This is a genomic window from Sulfitobacter sp. 1A13368 (genome assembly GCF_043557275.1).
GTDB lineage: Bacteria > Pseudomonadota > Alphaproteobacteria > Rhodobacterales > Rhodobacteraceae > Sulfitobacter > Sulfitobacter faviae.
This window is the reverse complement of record NZ_JBIFFR010000002.1, coordinates 43,068-58,988: the sequence shown is the minus strand read 5'-3', so window position 1 is coordinate 58,988 and position 15,921 is coordinate 43,068. Positions and strand designations below refer to the sequence as shown.

The following is a 15,921-nucleotide window of genomic DNA, read 5'->3' as shown; positions in this document are numbered from 1 at the left end:
CCCCTTTGTTTGCGGGCGCGACTCATCTGGCTGCCCTAGGGGCATGCAGTCGCACCGTAGGACGCCTCATAGCGGGGCGCGACCCAATTCCTCGCGATTTGCAAAACTTTATCAACCGTGGGTAGGAGCGGAATGGGCAACCCTCCCCGCTGGGTGGAAATCACCCGAAAAGGCCATAAAAACCGGCCCCAAGCGCCGCCTATTGCCCCAGATGCGCCAAACTCTGGACACTTTCCCGCAGCACAACAGAAACAAGGCAAATGCCGCCCATTCCCTTTGGTGCCCGCAGGACGCCACTGGAAAAGAGGTTCATGAAGATGCGCGATACATCTCACAGATCAGACAGCCCCCTGCGGCCCCTGCCCGCGTTTCTCCAGCGTTTCGCGCGCGAGGAAGACGGGTTGGTCACGCTGTTCGCCATCATGATGATCCTGTTGATGATCCTCATGGGCGGCATTGGCGTGGACCTGATGCGCCATGAGCGCGAACGCGCAAGGGTGCAGGCCGTGGCCGACCGCGCCGTGCTGGCGGCAGCCGATCTCGACCAGACGCTCAGCCCCGAGGCCGTGGCCCGCGATTATTTCGACAAGGCGGGGCTGGCCGAATATGTATCCAGCGTGACGGTCGACGAAGGGTTGAACTATCGCCGCGTCACCGTCGATGCCTCGCGCACGCTCAACACGATGTTCATGAGTAAATTCGGCCAAGACCGGCTGCATGTCCCTGCCAAATCCACGGCGGAGGAAAAGGTGAACAAGGTCGAGATTTCTATGGTGCTCGATATCTCCGGCTCCATGCGCGAGAACGGCAAAATGGCCAACCTCCATGACGCGAGCGATGCCTTCATCGACACCGTGCTGAAGCCTGAAAACGCGGACCTGATCTCAATCTCCGTCGTGCCCTATACCGCGCAGGTCAACGTCGGGAAGGACATCATGGATGAGTTGAACGTCACCCAGCTGCATTCCTTCTCCCATTGCGTTGATTTCGACGACAGCGAGTTTGACCTCACCGCCATCAGCCAGACCCGCAGCTATGAGCATATGCAACACTTCGAGGCGGGCTATAGCTGGAACGGTTATCACCGCGACAACACCGGCCGTTATGACAACATCTACAACCCCGGCTGCCCGAAGCAGGACTACGAAGAAATCGCGCCCTATTCGCAGAACGCCGCCGCGCTGAAAGCCCGGATTTCCAATTTCCAGCCCCGCGCAAACACCGCCATTCATCTCGGCATGAAATGGGGCGTGGCCCTGCTCGACCCGTCCTTCCGCGCGATCAATCAAGCCATCGGCGGCGATGCGGCTTTCCAAGGGCGCCCGGCGGACTACGGCGATATCGACACGCTGAAAACGGTGATCCTGATGACTGACGGGGTGAACGTGACCACCCGCCGGATCAACCGCCAAGTCTATGCCAACCGCGACCACTACCGCCATTGGAGCGATTACCCCTTCTACTGGTGGCTGAACCGCAATGTCCGTTCAAGCGAGCGTCACCGCTGGTACTGGACGAAATACAGCGCATCGCAGGCCGACGCCCTGCTCGACAACATCTGCGACGCGGCCAAGGCCAAGGGCATCGTAATCTGGTCGATCGGCTTTGAAGTGACCGACCATGGCGCATCGGTGATGAAGAACTGCGCCTCCTCCGACAGCCATTTCTTCCGCGTCGAAGGGGTGGAAATCGTCAGCGCATTCGAGGCCATCGCCCGCCAGATCAACCAGTTGAGGCTGACGCAATGATACAGCGCTGCATCAAGGCATGGCGCCGGTTTCGCGGCGATGAGGATGGCTCGGCCATGTTGATGGAATTCGCCATCCTGTCGCCGCTGCTCTTCGGCTGCCTGCTCATGTCCGTCGAAATGAGCTTTTACGCCATCCGCCACATGTTCCTTGACCGGGGGCTCGACATGACGGTGCGCTACATCCGGCTGAACACCAATACCCCGATGACGCATCAGACCATCAAGGACAAAATCTGCGAGGCCGCGATCTTTTTGGATGACTGCGAAGAGACCCTGCGCCTTGAGATGATCCGCGTGGACCCGCGCAATTTCGCCAGCTTCGACCAGTCGCCCGATTGCGTCGACACTTCCGAAGACCCCAGACCGGTGCGCGGCTGGACCCTTGGGGTCGAGCATCAGTTGATGCTGCTGCGCGCCTGCGCACGGTTTGAGCCCTTCTTTCCGACCACCGGCCTTGGCTATGCCCTTGAGAAAGACGGCGCGGGCCGTGTTTCCATGGTCTCAAGCGCGGCCTTCGTACAGGAGCCGAACTGATGCGCGTTTTCCGCAGTTTGCTGGCCCGGTTCAAAGGGCGCGAGGACGGCTCCATCGCCGTTGAGACGGTGATCATGTTGCCGCTGATGTTCTGGGCCTATCTGGCCATGTATTCGACCTTTGACACCTTCCGGATGTACAACCTCAACCAGACGGCGGCCTATACCGTGGGCGATGCCATCTCGCGCGAGACGCAGGCGATCGACGCGGACTATCTGCGCGGGATGCAACAGCTTTTCGAGTATCTCACCCGCGGCACCGGGCAAACGGCCCTTCGGGTCAGTTCGATCTGGTATGATCAGGCGAACGACCGCTACCACGCGGATTGGTCACAAGTGCGCGGAACGGTTCAGCCTTTGACCAGCGACGATGTGCGCGATTGGCATGACAAGCTGCCCGTTATGCCCAATAACGAACGCGTCACGTTGGTTGAGACTTGGCGTGACTTCGAGCCGCTGTTCAAAACCGGGTTGGAGCGGCGCGACATTCACAACTTCGTCTTCACCCGCCCGCGCTATGCGCCACGCACGGTCTGGTCGGACGGTTAAGCGGCCTCACGCTCGGCAAGTTTGGCGCGGATGATCTCGGCGATGAGCTTGGTTTCATTGGCCGGGGTCATACCGCCCACACCGATCCGGCGGCCAAGGCTCCACCACAGGCCCAAACGCCAGCCCCGCGCCACGCGGCGGTTGGTCTTGAGCAGGAAACCGTTCGAGGGTTTGACCGCGAAAGCGCCCTGATCGATGCGCGCGATCTCGTCCATGCGGACGATCACCCGGCCATCGGCATCGCGCAGCGCCTCTTCGGTCAGTTCCACCGCGCTGGCGGTGGCGCGGCGCATCACCTCGGCAATCGCGATAAAACCAAGCCCCACCAGCACAAGAACGCTCTGCCAGACCGGATCGGGCGAGCGGGTCAGCGCGGAATAGATCAGCAGCAGCCCCAGCCCCGCCAGTGACAACAGCCCCACCGCCCGCCGCGCGGGTGACGCCTTGGCCGTGGCCAGCACGGTTTCCGCGCCGCTGTGCATCGTCTGGGTGGTATCGGTCATTGGCCGGGCTTTCTCAGGGGCGAAGGGGCCGCTCATCGCCGCCGCCTGCTGGGTTCATTCGCCCTCGGCCTAGCCCGCCATCCCGCAAAGGGCAATACCGCGCGCCCGGTCGGCGACCGGGCTGATCAACGCTCGGGCTTGTTCTCGCGCTTGGCTTTTTTGCGGGGCGGCCCCGCCTCCAACCGCTCTTGCAGCTTGTCGGCATAGTCCTTGCGGGCAGCAGTATCCATCGCGCTGACCTCGGCCAACCATGCCTCATGGGCGACCTGCTGAACACTTGCTGCGGCCTCGCCTTGGGCGGCAAGCACCGCCGCGGCGACATCGGCCTGAAACGGCTCGGCCCGAAGCGCGGCGAGCATTTCGTCATAAAGCGCGCGGCGCGCATCCCGATCAAGGTGATGCGCTTTGCCGCTGGCGCGCATTTTGCCATGCAGCCCGCGCCGTGCCTCGGGCGGCAGCGCCTGCACATAGGGCGAGGCATAGCTGCGCAGCCCCGGCAAATCACCCCCGCCATGCGGCCCCGGCCCGCCATGACGCCACATCGCCCCGCCAAGCGCGCCGAGGATCATCACGTTCAGCGCCAGTGACAGGCCAAGGGCCACCCGCATGAGGCGCCTGCGCCGCGGTGTCGGTTCCTGTGTCATCTCAACTTTCCTCCATGTCCCAGCCAAATCCACCGAATTCGCTGCCTGTGTCAGCCGCCGTGAGGTCCGAAGTCTCGGTCTCCCATGTGCCGGTCACGAACTGCCCGGCCAAATCCGGCATGCCCTCGGGCGGTGCCACGCCGACCCAAACCCCGACAGCCGCAGCAGTGGCAAGACCGCTCAGCCCCGCCGCACCGCCCAAGAGTTGCCAGAGCGCTTGATGCCACGGCTGGCGCGGTGCTTTGGGCATATGCGCTTCGGCATCGGCCAGAACGCGGGCCTGCAAATCGGCCGAGACCTGTGGCGGATTGGCCCGGGCCGCGGCAAAGAAATCTTCCAGATCGTCGACGTCACTCATTTTCAAACCCCAATGCGTCCCGTTGTGCCGACAGTTGCGCGGCCAATGCCCGTTTGCCCCGCGCGGTCAGGCTTTCCACCGCTTCGACCCCGATGCCCAGCACCTCGGCGATCTCGGGATTGGCCATACCGTCGATATGGCGCAATACCACCGCTTGGCGCTGGCGGTCGGGCAAAGTGGCCAGCGCCTGTTGCAGGGCGTCCACACGGGCGGCCTGCTGCATCTGCTGCGCGGCACCGGGGGTCGGATCGGCAGGTTCCGCCACATCATCGAGCCCGGACACCCCCGAACCCCGGCGGCGCAGACGATCGGTGCAGAGGTTGGCCACGACACGGTAGAGCCAAGTGGTCACCTTGGCCTCGCCCGCGCGCCACTTCGGCGCCTGACGCCAGAGCCGCAGCATCGCCTCTTGGGCCACATCCTCGGCCTCGGCCCGGTCATCGAGCACCCGCAGCGCATGGCCGTGGAGGCGCGGCACCAGCCGCGCGGTCAGCAACCGCGCCGCCGCCGCATCGCCATTGGCATAGCGTTGCAACAACTCGGCATCCGCATCTTGCTGCGCGTTGGGCAAATCCTGCATCCCGTCCATGGCTAAGGTCCGGGCGCGCCATGATCAAGCGCGCCCAAAGCTTCATCTAGTCCTGCTGCAGCTTGTCATGGTGCATTTTGTGGCCCTTATGGTGCCGCTTGCCATGCATTTTTTCCGCCGCTTCGAACTCTTCGGCGCTGACGCTGCCGTTGCCGTCTTTGTCCAGACGCTCGAACATCTTAGCCGGATCGTGGCGCTGCGTCATCTCTTCCATCGAGAGTTTGCCGTCGTTATTGGCGTCCATACGCTCGATCATACGGGCGCCCTTATCACCGCCCTTATGACCGTGCTTGCCGCCCTCTTTGCCGCCGCGCTTGCCACCGTGTTTATCGCCCATGGCTTCCAATTCGGGAGCGTCGAGGCTGCCGTTGCCGTCGGTGTCGAAACGCTCAACCATCTTGGCGGCGCGATCGGCGCGGCGCGCATCGCCTGCGGCCTTCAGCTCTTCGCCGGTCACGAAACCGTCGCCATCGGCATCAACCTTGGCAAAACGCGTTTCGGCATGGGCCTGAAACTCTGCCTGCGTGATCGCACCGTTGCCATCTGCGTCAAGCTGCTGAAACCGGTCCTGCCCGTTTGGCTGGGCGGTGGCGGCCACGGCACCCACGGCCAACAATCCGCTGAGGGCTGCGATCTTCATATTGGTACGAATGGTCATCTTGATACTCCTCGTTTTTTAAAGATCGTCTCACGCTTTTGCGCCGCGATCACAGGGTCAAACGGCGGGGCCCGAAACTTCCGTCGCAGGTTTCCAAACTTTTTTCGAAAAAACCGGCAAAGCCCCGCCCTGCGCGACATGGCGCCGCAACGGCAACCTCCGGTCTTTTCATTTCACGCCCCAGACTGCATCTATCCCTCAACCAGAGGATCACCCCCATGTCACAGACCCAGCAATTGTCCCCCGACACCGCAGAGACCGACGCCAGCGAAGAGCGGCCCCGCCTGCCTGCCATGCTGCGCGGCTGGCGTGGCAAATGCCCCTCCTGCGGGGGCGGAGAGCTGCTGCATGGCTATCTGAAAGTGAACGACGACTGCGCGGTTTGCCGTCAGGAGTTCCACCACCACCGCGCCGATGACGGCCCGGCCTATCTGACCATTCTGCTGGTCGGTCACCTTTTGGCGCCGGGGCTGCACATCGCCTATGTGGTCTGGCGGCCCGAACCTCTGACCCTGTTCACCATTTTTGCGGTTGGCTGCACGGCGCTATCGCTTTACCTTCTGCCCAGACTGAAGGGGGCCATGATTGGCTTTCAATGGGCCAAGAGGATGGGCGGCTTCGGCCGGTCAAGCTGAGGCGGCCTGCCCTTCGGCCCCTGACTGCCGGAGCGCTACCGCATGACCATCGACAAGACCAAAATCCGCAACGCCGCCACGGTGATCGTGCTGCGTGACCGCCATGAGACCCCGCATATCCTGATGGGGCAACGCGGGGCCAAGGCGGCCTTCATGCCGAATAAATTCGTCTTTCCCGGCGGGGCGGTGGACGCGGGCGATGCCCATGTACCCCTTGCCGCCCCGGTGAACGCGCTTTGCCACGGCAGGCTTTGTGATGATGCCGAGCCGTCCCTCGCCCATGCCATCGCCGTTGCCGCCATTCGTGAGCTTTGGGAAGAGACCGGTCTGGTGCTGGGCCGCAAGGGCGCATGGCAGGGGGATGTGCCGCCCGACTGGCAGAGCTTTGCCGCCACGGGCCATTTGCCCGATGCCTCCGCCCTGCAATTCGTGTTTCGCGCCCTGACCCCGCCGGGCCGCCCGCGCCGTTTCGACGCGCGTTTCTTCCTGGTGGATGCCGACGACATCGCCAGCGACCCCGATGATTTCGACGCCGCCTGTGATGAGCTGTCACATCTGCAATGGGTGCCGCTAAGCCGGGCGCGGTCTTTCGACATGCCCTTCATCACCGAGGTCGTATTGGCCGAGGTCGCCGCCCGCGCGCGCGACACCAGCCCGCCTGCCTCGGTCCCGTTTTTCAAGAACAGCGACGAAGAAAGCCTGTTCCTGCGCCTGCATGGCCGCCCGATGACGGGTTAGGTCACCAAAACCAGCATCAGGATCGAGACCGCCAGCACCGCCATGCCCGCCCACTCCCGGCGCGAAATCCGCTCGCGAAAGAACAGGGTCGTGGCCGCAATGCTCAGCATCAGTTCGACCTGCCCCAAGGCTTTCACATAGGCCGCGTTTTGCAGGGTGAAGGCGATGAACCAACAGAGCGACCCGCCCATCGAGGTCAGCCCAATCCAAACCGCAACCCGCCGCGCGGCCCAGACCCGGCGCATCTGCCCCGGTTCGCGCAGGCGCAGCCAAAGGGCCATGATCAGCGTCTGCATCAGCACCACCGCCGCCAGCGTCACGCCCGCACGCAACAGCGGATCGCCCGAGGCCACGGCGAGCGAAGCGCCGCGATAACAGACTGCCGAGATCGCGAAGAGAAAGCCCGAAGCGATCCCCAGCCCCGCCGCGCGGTTGCGCAGATCGGCAAGACGTAGCCCCGTCGCTTCGGCCCCGCCGGACAGAAGCAGCAGCCCCAGCACGCCAAGGGCGATGGCCCCAAACCCCGCGCCCGAGACGCCCTCGCCCAGCACGATCCAGCCCATCAGAACAGTCTGGATGACTTCGGTTTTCTTGAAGGTGATGCCCACGGCAAAGTTGCGCTGCTTGAACAACAGCACCACGCAGACCGTCGCCATGATCTGCGCCGTGCCACCCATCGCCCCGTACAGCCAGAAGCCCGCCTCAAGCGGCGGCACTCCCTGCCCGCTCAGCGCCAGATAGAGCGGCAGCAACAGCGCCACGAAGGGCGCGGAATAGAGAAACCGCGAAAAGGTCGCCCCGCCTGCCGAAAGCGTATCAGTCGCCAGATGTTTTTGCAGCATGAAGCGCCCGGTCTGAAAGACGGCGGCGGCGAGGGTGACGAGGATCCACAGATCGGGGGCGAAAGCACTGTCCATAACAGCCTATAGGCCGAAGGCGGGCGGCAGGGCCAGTGTCTTAGGGTCTCATCTCTAGGGCGCCGAGGTCATAGCCGTTGAAGGCCAAGATCTCCTGCGCGGCGGCGATCCGGTCCGCCCCGCCTGTCGCCTGATGGTCAAGGATCCAGCCATATCCGCCATCGGGGCTGCCGATGACCGCCGTGCGGAAGCCTTCGTCGACCCAGAGCACCCAGAAAGGCCGCTCGGCCCCGCCGACGGCGGCGCGCATCGTGTAACGGCCCGGCCCCTCTGCGCTTAGCGCCCAAAGGGTACGGGTGTTGCGGCATCCGGCGCTGTCGCAGGTCTGGCGCTGTTCGATCAGGGTCGGCCCTTCCGGCGCAAAGGTCACGGCTTGCAGGTCGGCGTCACCGGGGAATGCGGCCCGGACCTGCCAATCGCCGCCAAAGCGCGCCGCGTCATAGCGGCTGGTGGCCCCGATCAAAGCCTCCGCATCGCGAAACCCAGTCTGCGCGGGCGGCGCTTCGCCGCCGCTACACGCCGCGAGGGCGCCCAAGAGCAGCAACATGCCCCCCCGCCGCGCCAAATGCATCCCGAGGCGGCCCATCAATAGGGCATCGGATGGGCTTTATGCGCTGCATCAAGGTCGGCCATCACCTCATCGCTCAAGGTCAGCTCCGCCCCGCCAAGCGCCACGTCAAGCTGCTCAAGGCTGGTCGCGCCAAAGATGACCGAGCCCATGAAGGGCCGTGTCGCACACCATGCCAGCGCCATCCGCCCCGGGTCGAGCCCGTGTTTCTCGGCCACGTCAAGATAGGCCGCGACTGCTTCAAAGGCGCGGGGGGTGACCCGACCGCCGAGGTCTTCGTTCAGCGACAGGCGCGACCCAGCAGGAACTTTCCCGCCCTGATATTTCCCGGTCAGCAAGCCCGCGGCCAGCGGAGAGAAGGCCAGCATGTCAATCTGCTCATTGATGCAGGTCTCGGACACATCGGTATCGGCCAGTCGGCACATCAGCGAATATTCGTTCTGCACCGAGATCGGCCGCGGCCCGCCCACCCGTTCGGCCACGGCAGCCCATTGGGTCAACCCCCAAGCGCTTTCGTTGCTGAGGCCAAAGGCGCGGATTGTCCCGCGTTCGACCTCACGTTGCAGCGCGCCGAGCGTGTCCTCCATATGCGCAATGGTCTCGGCCCGGTTTTGGCTCGACGGGTCGTAGTGCCAATTCTTGCGGAACATATAGCTACCGCGGTTCGGCCAGTGGAATTGGTAAAGGTCGATGTAATCCGTCTGCAAGCGCTTAAGCGAGCCTTCAATGGCGCCGGGGATCGTGTCGGAGGAAATCGGCGCGCCGTCGCGGGCGTGCTGCATCCCCTCGCCGGAGTGTTTGCTGGCCAGAACCACCTCGTCCCGGCGCTTGTCGCTGGCGAACCATTGGCCGATGATCTCTTCCGTCCGGCCAATCGTCTCGGCGCTGATCGGGTTCACGGGGTACATCTCGGCAGTGTCGATGAAGTTGATCCCGGCCTCCAGCGCGCGGTCGATCTGCGCATGGCCCTCCTCGGCGGTGTTCTGGGTGCCCCATGTCATGGAGCCCAAACAGAAATGCGAGACCTCGATATCGCTTGAGCCGAGCTTTTTCATCTTCATCTTTTGGTCCTCGCTTGTGATTTGCCCGCAACCTAGCCGCCTGCCCGGCCTTCGCAAGGGCAATTGCCCCGCGCCGATCCTAGCTCCCCGACAAAAGCGCAGCCTCGGTGCTTTCGGCCTTCCGTTTGGGCAGCAATGGACGCAATCTGCGCCCATGCGCCTGCTCATATCCTTCGCCGCCCTGTTCTTCTCGGTCATCCTTCTGCAACTCTCCACCGGAGGTGTGGGGCCGATCGACGTGCTGTCGGGCGCGCAGCTGGGGTTCAGCCGACAGGAAATCGGTATGCTCGGCTCGGCGCATTTTCTGGGGTTCTTCATCGGCTGCTGGTGGGCGCCTCGGTTGATGGGCAGCGTCGGCCACAGCCGCGCCTTTGCCGCCTTCACCGCCGCCGGATCAATCGGCCTGATGGCGCATATGATGGTGGTGGACCCCTACGCATGGGGGCTGATGCGTGTCGCGTCAGGCATGTGCGTGGCGGGCTGCTATACGGTGATCGAAGCATGGATGCAGGCCAAGGTCACCAATGAGACCCGCGGGCGCACCATGGGCGTTTACCGGGTGGTGGACATGAGCGGCTCGCTCGCAGCGCAGTTGATCGTGGGCGTGCTCGCCCCGGCGTCTTACGTCTCTTACAACCTGCTGGCCATCGGCTGTTGTGCTGCCCTCTTGCCGCTGACGCTGACCAAGGTCCGCCCGCCCGAAACACCCAGCCAACCACGGCTGCGCCCGCGCCTTGCCTTTGACCGCTCGCCACTGGCGGCGGCAGGGGTCATCGTGGCCGCCGTCTCCAGCGCGTCTTTCCGCATGGTCGGGCCGATCTACGGCCAAGAAGTCGGCCTTAGCGCGCCGCAGATCGCGTGGTTCCTTGCCGCTTTCGTGCTGGGTGGCGCGCTCGCGCAATATCCCATGGGAATGCTGGCCGATAAATACGACCGCCGCTGGGTACTGATCTGGCTCTCGGTCGCCGCGATGGGCGGCTGTGCGGTCACCGTGATGGGCGCGGGCTATGGCACGGCGGGGATCATGCTCTCGGCCGGGCTCTTTGGGGCCACGACCTTTCCGATCTATTCGGTTTCTGCCGCCCATGCCCATGACTTTGCCAGTTCCGACGAGCGGGTAGAGCTTTCCGCCGCCCTGATGTTCTTTTTCGCTCTGGGAGCCATCGGCGCGCCCTATCTCGCCTCGGTCCTGATCGACAATTTCGGCGCGGCGGCGCTTTTCGCGATGATCGCGGCGGCGCATGGGGGGTTGGTGGTCTTTGGCCTTGCCCGGATGCGTGCGCGCCCCACCTTGGCCGAGCGAACGCCCTACGTCTACGCCCCACGGACCAGCTTTCTCATCGGGCGGCTCTTGGGCCGCGCGCGGGACCGCGATTGACCGGTCCCGTCTTTTGCTGGAACTGGCGCAGCCCTTGCGATAAGGCTGCGCCAAGCACGGGAATATTTATATGACACGCCACCTCATCACCTCCGCCATTCCTTACATCAACGGGATCAAACATCTGGGTAACCTTGTGGGCAGCCAGCTGCCTGCGGACCTCTACGCGCGCTACCAACGTGGCCGGGGGCAGGATGTTCTGTTCCTCTGCGCCACGGACGAGCACGGCACCCCTGCCGAACTCGCGGCCGCCAAGGCGAGCAAGCCGGTCGAGGAATACTGCGCCGAGATGTATGAAACGCAGGCCCGCATCGCCGAAGGGTTCGGCCTGTCTTTCGATCACTTTGGCCGTTCCTCCAGCCCGCAGAACCGCAAGCTGACGCAGCATTTCGCCGGTGCCTTGGCCGATCAGGGGCTCATCGAAGAAGTATCCCAACGGCAGATTTATTCCCCGACCGACGGGCGTTTCCTGCCCGACCGCTATGTCGAAGGCACCTGCCCCAACTGTGGTTTCGAGGATGCGCGCGGCGACCAGTGTGACAACTGCACTAAACAGCTCGACCCCGAAGACCTGATCAACCCGCGCTCCACCATCTCGGGCGCCACCGATCTGGAAATGCGCGAGACCAAGCATCTGTTCCTCAAGCAAAGCAAGCTTAAGGACGAGTTGGACGCTTGGATCGACAGCAAGACCGACTGGCCCGTCCTGACCACCTCCATCGCCAAGAAATGGCTGCATGACGGCGACGGTCTGCAAGACCGGGGCATCACCCGCGACCTAAGCTGGGGCGTACCGGTGAAGCGCGGCGATCAGGATTGGCCGGGGATGGAGGGCAAGGTCTTCTACGTCTGGTTCGACGCGCCCATCGAATACATCGCCTGCGCGCAGGAATGGGTCGATGCGGGCAAGGGCACCGATTGGGAAAGCTGGTGGCGCACCGACAAGGGCGCTGAAGACGTGCGCTACACCCAGTTCATGGGCAAGGACAATGTCCCCTTCCACACGCTCAGCTTCCCCGCCACGATCAAGGGCTCGGGCGAGCCGTGGAAGCTGGTGGATTACATCAAGTCCTTCAATTACCTCAATTATGACGGCGGTCAGTTCTCCACCTCGCGCGGGCGCGGCGTCTTCATGGATCAGGCGTTGGAAATCCTGCCGGCGGATTACTGGCGCTGGTGGCTCTTGAGCCACGCGCCCGAGACCTCGGATGCTGAATTCACTTGGGAAAACTTTCAAGCCTCGGTGAACAAGGACTTGGCCGACGTGCTGGGCAACTTCGTCAGCCGGATCACCAAATTCTGCCGCTCGAAGTTCGGCGAAGCGGTGCCCGAGGCCGGTGAATACGGCGAGGCGGAGCAGGCGCTGATCGAAGACATCACCGCCCGCGTCGCCCGTTACGAGACGTTGATGGAGGCGATGGAGGTCCGCAAATCCGCCGCCGAACTGCGCGGCATTTGGGCGGCGGGCAACGAATATCTGCAAGCCCAAGCGCCTTGGACCACCTTCAAGACCGACCCCGACCGCGCGGCGGCGCAGGTGCGGCTGGCGCTGAACCTGATCCCGCTCTACGCCGTGCTTTCCGCACCCTTCATCCCCACGGCCTCGGCCTCGATGCTGGAGGCGATGAAAGTCGAAGACATGCCTTGGCCCGACGATGTGCCCGCGGCCTTGGGCAAGCTTGCCCAAGGCCACGGCTTTGAAGTGCCCGAGGTGCTTTTTGCCAAGATCAGCGATGAGGACCGCGAAAGCTGGGCGGAACGTTTCGCCGGTAAGCGCGGCTGATCAGAAATCTAGGAACAGCGGCGCGTGTTATGCGCCGCTGGTTCACTTTGCGGCACGGGCATTGCGCTAACCGCGCCGCGCGCGCTTTCCCACTGAGACCGCGCGCACCGGTCCCACGCCATTCGCCGCCGCCTCCACACCCCGAAACCGGACGCCATGCCCCCGCCCCTCGGGATCCCGCTCCGCCGTGAGCCAACCGTGGACAATCCGGGCCGTCTCCTCCCCCGGGTGCATCTGAAAGCCGCCCTGCGGCACCAGCCCCTCAAGCGCCTGCGCCCAAAGCGTGCCGATCTCAGCCCCATCGCAGAGCCGCGGCCCGAACAGATCGCTGATATGCTGCCCGATCAGACAATCCCCCAGCCCATAGGTGACACCGCAGGCCGCCTCATTGGCATGGCAAACGCGCCCATCGGGAGTGAATACCACGTCGATTTCGGCCATATCGGCTTTCACGGGGGATAGGATGGCCTCACCCGCGGCCCCCTTCCCGCCCGCGAGGCCGGGAGAGGGCATAAGCGCCCCGCGAAGCCCTCCCTTGGGCCGACCATCAAGGTTCTGCCTAAACATGCGCCGCTCTGCCGCGAAAACGATGGAGATGAGCGGGAGTTGCCCTGAGGTAAGGCTGTCCTCCCCAGCAGTGGTATCTCCGTCTGACATCCTCCCCCTCTCACGCGGCCCGTTGGGCCCCGACGCGCCGCACCGCACAGCGGAGCCCAGCATCCGAGCAACATAGCCCCGCAGGCAAAAAACCATGCGCCGTAAGAGGTTAAACGATCGCCCTCCTTTCCCTGAACCTGCCATCTGCCGCCTCTGCTTCATCCCGCCCCACTGCCGACCTTGGGGGAGGATTAGCGGCAAGGTCTTACCACGGAGTTAAAAAATGTAGGCACAGTGTGAACTTGCGAGAGACTTATTTTCGCCCTATTACGACAGCAATTAACCAAGTGTTAATATCAGATAGGATAAAGATGTTCCGGGTCGCCCATACAATTCATCACGATCACGACCTCGGGCTCGTGCTGCTTGCAGCACTTCTTTGTATCTTCGGCAGCTGGGTGGTGGCACGGCTCTATCGGCATGTGCTTGAACAGCCGCGTCGCCAAGCGTTGATTTGGTGCTATCTGACCGCGATGACAGCGGGGGTGACGATCTGGTGCACCCATTTCATCGCGATCCTTGCCTATCAACTCGACGCGCCGGCGACGTTCCATTTCTCGCTCACCTTCCTGTCGCTGATCATCGCCATCGTCGGCTCGATTCTGGGCGTCGTCATCGCCGGGCTGCTCAAATCCCGGCGGGCCACAGTTCTGGGCGGGACGATCTTTGGGCTGGCGATTTCGGCCATGCATTATACCGGCATGGTGGCCTATCGCGTGCAGGGCGCGATCCATTGGGACATGGGCTATCTGACCGCCTCTGTCATCATCGCGGTTGTCCTTGCAACCCTCGCGCTTGGCGCAGCTGGCCGTGGGGGCAAGGGCAGCGTGCTGTGGATGACCGCGCTTTTGGCGCTGGCGATCATCCTGCTCCATTTCACCGGCATGGCTGCCTTTCAGGTCACCCCGGTCGCCGCGCAGCCGCTCTATGCCAACCCGGTTGAATATAGATTAATCGCGCTGATCATCGCCGGCACCGCCGCCATCATCGCGCTGGCCGCGCTCTTTAGCTATGTTGTCGAAAACCGCACCCGCAACGAAAGCGTCCAGGAACTGCGAAAGGCCCGCGATGCCGCCGAAAGCGCCAGCCGGGCGAAATCGGAATTCATGAGCGTGCTGAGCCACGAATTGCGCACCCCGCTGACCATCGTGATCGGCTACGCCAGCTTCCTGTCGGAACTCAAACGCCACAACCTCGCCAAGCTCGGCCCGGATGAAAAACCGGAGACCGAGCATTTCACCAAGATGGGCGATCAGGCGGAACTCTACGGCCAGCGCATCAAATTCGCGGGCGGGCAATTGTTGACCATTATCAACGACATCCTCGACTATACGAATATGGAGTTGAACGACCTCGCGCTCGACAAGACCGCCTTCGACACCCGCACGCTTTTGGAGGAAGTGGTCGAAGAGCACCACGGCGCCGCGCATGACAAGACCGCCACGCTGCATATCGACACCCCGCCGCTTACCGTCACCGCTGACCGCCGCCGCAGCCTGCAACTGCTGGGCCATATCGTCGGCAATGCGCTGAAATTCTCCAAGGCGCGGGACATCTATCTGCGTGCGCGCCTGCACGCGGGCGGGTTTGTTCTCGAGGTCGAAGACAATGGCGTTGGCATCGCCGCACAGGATCTGGACCGCATTTTCGAAGCTTTCACCCAGATCGAAGATGCCGATGACCGCGCCGAGGGCGGCACCGGGCTGGGGCTCGCGATCTGCAAGAAACTGGCCCTTGCCCATGGCGGCGACATTACGGTCAAAAGCACGCTCGGTCAGGGCACGACCTTTACCGTGTTTATCCCCGGCGCCACGCAATTGGCAGAGCCTGCGACGCTGGCGAAGGCAAGCTAAGTCTTTGAAAACAGTGGTGCGGGCGGTGGGACTCGAACCCACACGGGGCTACGCCCCAACAGATTTTAAGTCTGGTATGTCTACCATTCCATCACGCCCGCATCGGGGCGCACAATAAGCATCACGCGGGCGGTGTAAATGGGCGAATGCCCCCGGCCCCATGGTTCTGGCACGATGCTTCAGGCTGTATCGGCCAGCATGGTTTCCTTCACCGCCTCCATCGCCACATAGGTCGAGGTGCTGGCCACATGCGGCAGGGTTGAGATGACCTCCCCCAGAAAGCGGCGATATTCCGACATGTTCCGCGTGCGCACCTTGATCAGATAGTCGAAATGGCTCGCGATCATATGGGCTTGTTCGATCTCAGGCACCTTGGCCACGGCGAGGTTGAAGGCCCGCAAGGCCGCCTCGCGCGTGTCGTTCAGGCGCACCTCGACAAAGGCGACGTGATCCAGCCCCAGCCGGATCGGGTCCAAAAGGGCGCGATAGCCAAGGATCACGCCACTTTCCTCCAACCGGCGCAGACGCGCTTGGGTGGGGGATTTCGACAGGCCGATGCGGCGGGCAAGATCGGTGATGCTGATGCGCCCGTCCTCGGCCAACACCGATAGAATCGCACTGTCGAACCGGTCCAGATTGAAAAGTTCATTTGACATGCGATTCCCCGCTAGTTCGGCCATAACGACCATGATAAAATACATATTAAGTCGATTAGCCTTCTCAACATGCGGTATTCTGGTCCAAACA

The 15,921-nt window shown here is 63.1% G+C and carries 18 protein-coding genes and 1 tRNA gene; 8 read left to right on the top strand and 11 right to left on the bottom strand.

Annotated features, from left to right (window positions below; all coding sequences use genetic code 11):
• Nucleotides 1-317: 317 nt before the first annotated feature.
• Genes ACGYK4_RS03820 through ACGYK4_RS03810 form a run of 3 tightly spaced genes read left to right on the top strand, consistent with a single transcriptional unit; the run spans nt 318 to nt 2,832 of the window.
• Entirely contained in the window at nt 318-1,748 is a 1,431-nt protein-coding gene (locus tag ACGYK4_RS03820; RefSeq protein ID WP_394455171.1) for a pilus assembly protein TadG-related protein, read from the top strand.
• Nucleotides 1,745-2,284, top strand: coding sequence for a TadE/TadG family type IV pilus assembly protein (locus ACGYK4_RS03815; RefSeq protein ID WP_168612391.1), 540 nt, complete (start codon nt 1,745-1,747; stop codon nt 2,282-2,284). Before ACGYK4_RS03820 ends, ACGYK4_RS03815 begins: the two co-directional genes overlap by 4 nt.
• The gene (locus tag ACGYK4_RS03810) at nt 2,284-2,832 is read left to right on the top strand and encodes a TadE/TadG family type IV pilus assembly protein (RefSeq protein WP_394455169.1); all 549 of its coding nucleotides are present in this window, start codon (nt 2,284-2,286) and stop codon (nt 2,830-2,832) included. Before ACGYK4_RS03815 ends, ACGYK4_RS03810 begins: the two co-directional genes overlap by 1 nt.
• Here ACGYK4_RS03810 and ACGYK4_RS03805 read toward each other — a convergent pair.
• The 5 genes from ACGYK4_RS03805 to ACGYK4_RS03785 form a co-directional block, all read right to left on the bottom strand.
• On the bottom strand, nt 2,829-3,335 hold the full coding sequence (locus ACGYK4_RS03805) for a hypothetical protein (RefSeq protein ID WP_394455168.1): 507 nt from the start codon (nt 3,333-3,335) through the stop codon (nt 2,829-2,831). The genes ACGYK4_RS03810 and ACGYK4_RS03805 overlap by 4 nt on opposite strands.
• Nucleotides 3,336-3,460: 125 nt before the next feature.
• On the bottom strand, nt 3,461-3,979 hold the full coding sequence (locus tag ACGYK4_RS03800) for a periplasmic heavy metal sensor (RefSeq protein ID WP_394455166.1): 519 nt from the start codon (nt 3,977-3,979) through the stop codon (nt 3,461-3,463).
• A 1-nt stretch (nt 3,980) separates the two neighbouring features.
• Nucleotides 3,981-4,337, bottom strand: a complete 357-nt coding sequence (locus ACGYK4_RS03795) for a hypothetical protein (RefSeq protein WP_271691757.1) — start codon at nt 4,335-4,337, stop codon at nt 3,981-3,983.
• Complete coding sequence (locus ACGYK4_RS03790) at nt 4,330-4,926, bottom strand: RNA polymerase sigma factor (protein ID WP_394455164.1); 597 nt, start codon at nt 4,924-4,926, stop codon at nt 4,330-4,332. The genes ACGYK4_RS03795 and ACGYK4_RS03790 overlap by 8 nt, the downstream gene beginning before the upstream one ends.
• Nucleotides 4,927-4,972: 46 nt before the next feature.
• The gene (locus ACGYK4_RS03785) at nt 4,973-5,584 is read right to left on the bottom strand and encodes a calcium sensor EFh (RefSeq protein WP_394455163.1); all 612 of its coding nucleotides are present in this window, start codon (nt 5,582-5,584) and stop codon (nt 4,973-4,975) included.
• Nucleotides 5,585-5,802: 218 nt separating this feature from the next.
• Between ACGYK4_RS03785 and ACGYK4_RS03780 the strand changes: the two genes are divergently transcribed.
• Both ACGYK4_RS03780 and ACGYK4_RS03775 read left to right on the top strand, forming a co-directional pair.
• Nucleotides 5,803-6,219, top strand: coding sequence for a DUF983 domain-containing protein (locus tag ACGYK4_RS03780; RefSeq protein WP_067264746.1), 417 nt, complete (start codon nt 5,803-5,805; stop codon nt 6,217-6,219).
• Between the two features lie 42 nt (nt 6,220-6,261).
• Nucleotides 6,262-6,957 carry a DNA mismatch repair protein MutT gene (locus ACGYK4_RS03775; RefSeq protein ID WP_394433393.1) on the top strand — a complete coding sequence of 232 codons (696 nt, stop codon included), beginning with the start codon at nt 6,262-6,264 and terminating at the stop codon, nt 6,955-6,957.
• On the opposite strand, the gene ACGYK4_RS03770 is transcribed toward ACGYK4_RS03775, so the two are convergent.
• Genes ACGYK4_RS03770 through ACGYK4_RS03760 form a run of 3 tightly spaced genes read right to left on the bottom strand, consistent with a single transcriptional unit; the run spans nt 6,954 to nt 9,503 of the window.
• Entirely contained in the window at nt 6,954-7,874 is a 921-nt protein-coding gene (locus tag ACGYK4_RS03770) for an EamA family transporter (RefSeq protein ID WP_394433391.1), read from the bottom strand. The two genes, ACGYK4_RS03775 and ACGYK4_RS03770, sit on opposite strands and share 4 nt — an antisense overlap.
• Before the next feature lie 40 nt (nt 7,875-7,914).
• Complete coding sequence (locus ACGYK4_RS03765) at nt 7,915-8,421, bottom strand: lipocalin family protein (protein WP_394433389.1); 507 nt, start codon at nt 8,419-8,421, stop codon at nt 7,915-7,917.
• Between the two features lie 38 nt (nt 8,422-8,459).
• Nucleotides 8,460-9,503: an aldo/keto reductase gene (locus tag ACGYK4_RS03760; RefSeq protein WP_394433387.1), complete on the bottom strand. Its 1,044-nt coding sequence runs from the start codon at nt 9,501-9,503 to the stop codon at nt 8,460-8,462.
• Nucleotides 9,504-9,657: 154 nt separating this feature from the next.
• Between ACGYK4_RS03760 and ACGYK4_RS03755 the strand changes: the two genes are divergently transcribed.
• Entirely contained in the window at nt 9,658-10,881 is a 1,224-nt protein-coding gene (locus tag ACGYK4_RS03755) for an MFS transporter (RefSeq protein WP_394455161.1), read from the top strand.
• Between the two features lie 70 nt (nt 10,882-10,951).
• Complete coding sequence (gene metG, locus ACGYK4_RS03750; protein WP_394455159.1) at nt 10,952-12,664, top strand: methionine--tRNA ligase; 1,713 nt, start codon at nt 10,952-10,954, stop codon at nt 12,662-12,664.
• A gap of 66 nt (nt 12,665-12,730) precedes the next feature.
• Here the strand turns inward: metG and ACGYK4_RS03745 are convergent, their stop codons facing one another.
• Nucleotides 12,731-13,321 carry a PAS domain-containing protein gene (locus tag ACGYK4_RS03745; protein WP_394455158.1) on the bottom strand — a complete coding sequence of 197 codons (591 nt, stop codon included), beginning with the start codon at nt 13,319-13,321 and terminating at the stop codon, nt 12,731-12,733.
• A 311-nt stretch (nt 13,322-13,632) separates the two neighbouring features.
• Between ACGYK4_RS03745 and ACGYK4_RS03740 the strand changes: the two genes are divergently transcribed.
• A complete protein-coding gene (locus tag ACGYK4_RS03740; RefSeq protein WP_394433379.1) occupies nt 13,633-15,174 on the top strand; it encodes an MHYT domain-containing protein in 1,542 nt (513 codons plus the stop codon).
• A gap of 14 nt (nt 15,175-15,188) precedes the next feature.
• On the opposite strand, the gene ACGYK4_RS03735 is transcribed toward ACGYK4_RS03740, so the two are convergent.
• Together ACGYK4_RS03735 and ACGYK4_RS03730 are read right to left on the bottom strand one after the other, a co-directional pair.
• Nucleotides 15,189-15,275, bottom strand: a tRNA-Leu gene (locus ACGYK4_RS03735).
• A 78-nt stretch (nt 15,276-15,353) separates the two neighbouring features.
• Nucleotides 15,354-15,830: an Lrp/AsnC family transcriptional regulator gene (locus ACGYK4_RS03730; RefSeq protein WP_067267484.1), complete on the bottom strand. Its 477-nt coding sequence runs from the start codon at nt 15,828-15,830 to the stop codon at nt 15,354-15,356.
• Nucleotides 15,831-15,921 lie beyond the last annotated feature (91 nt).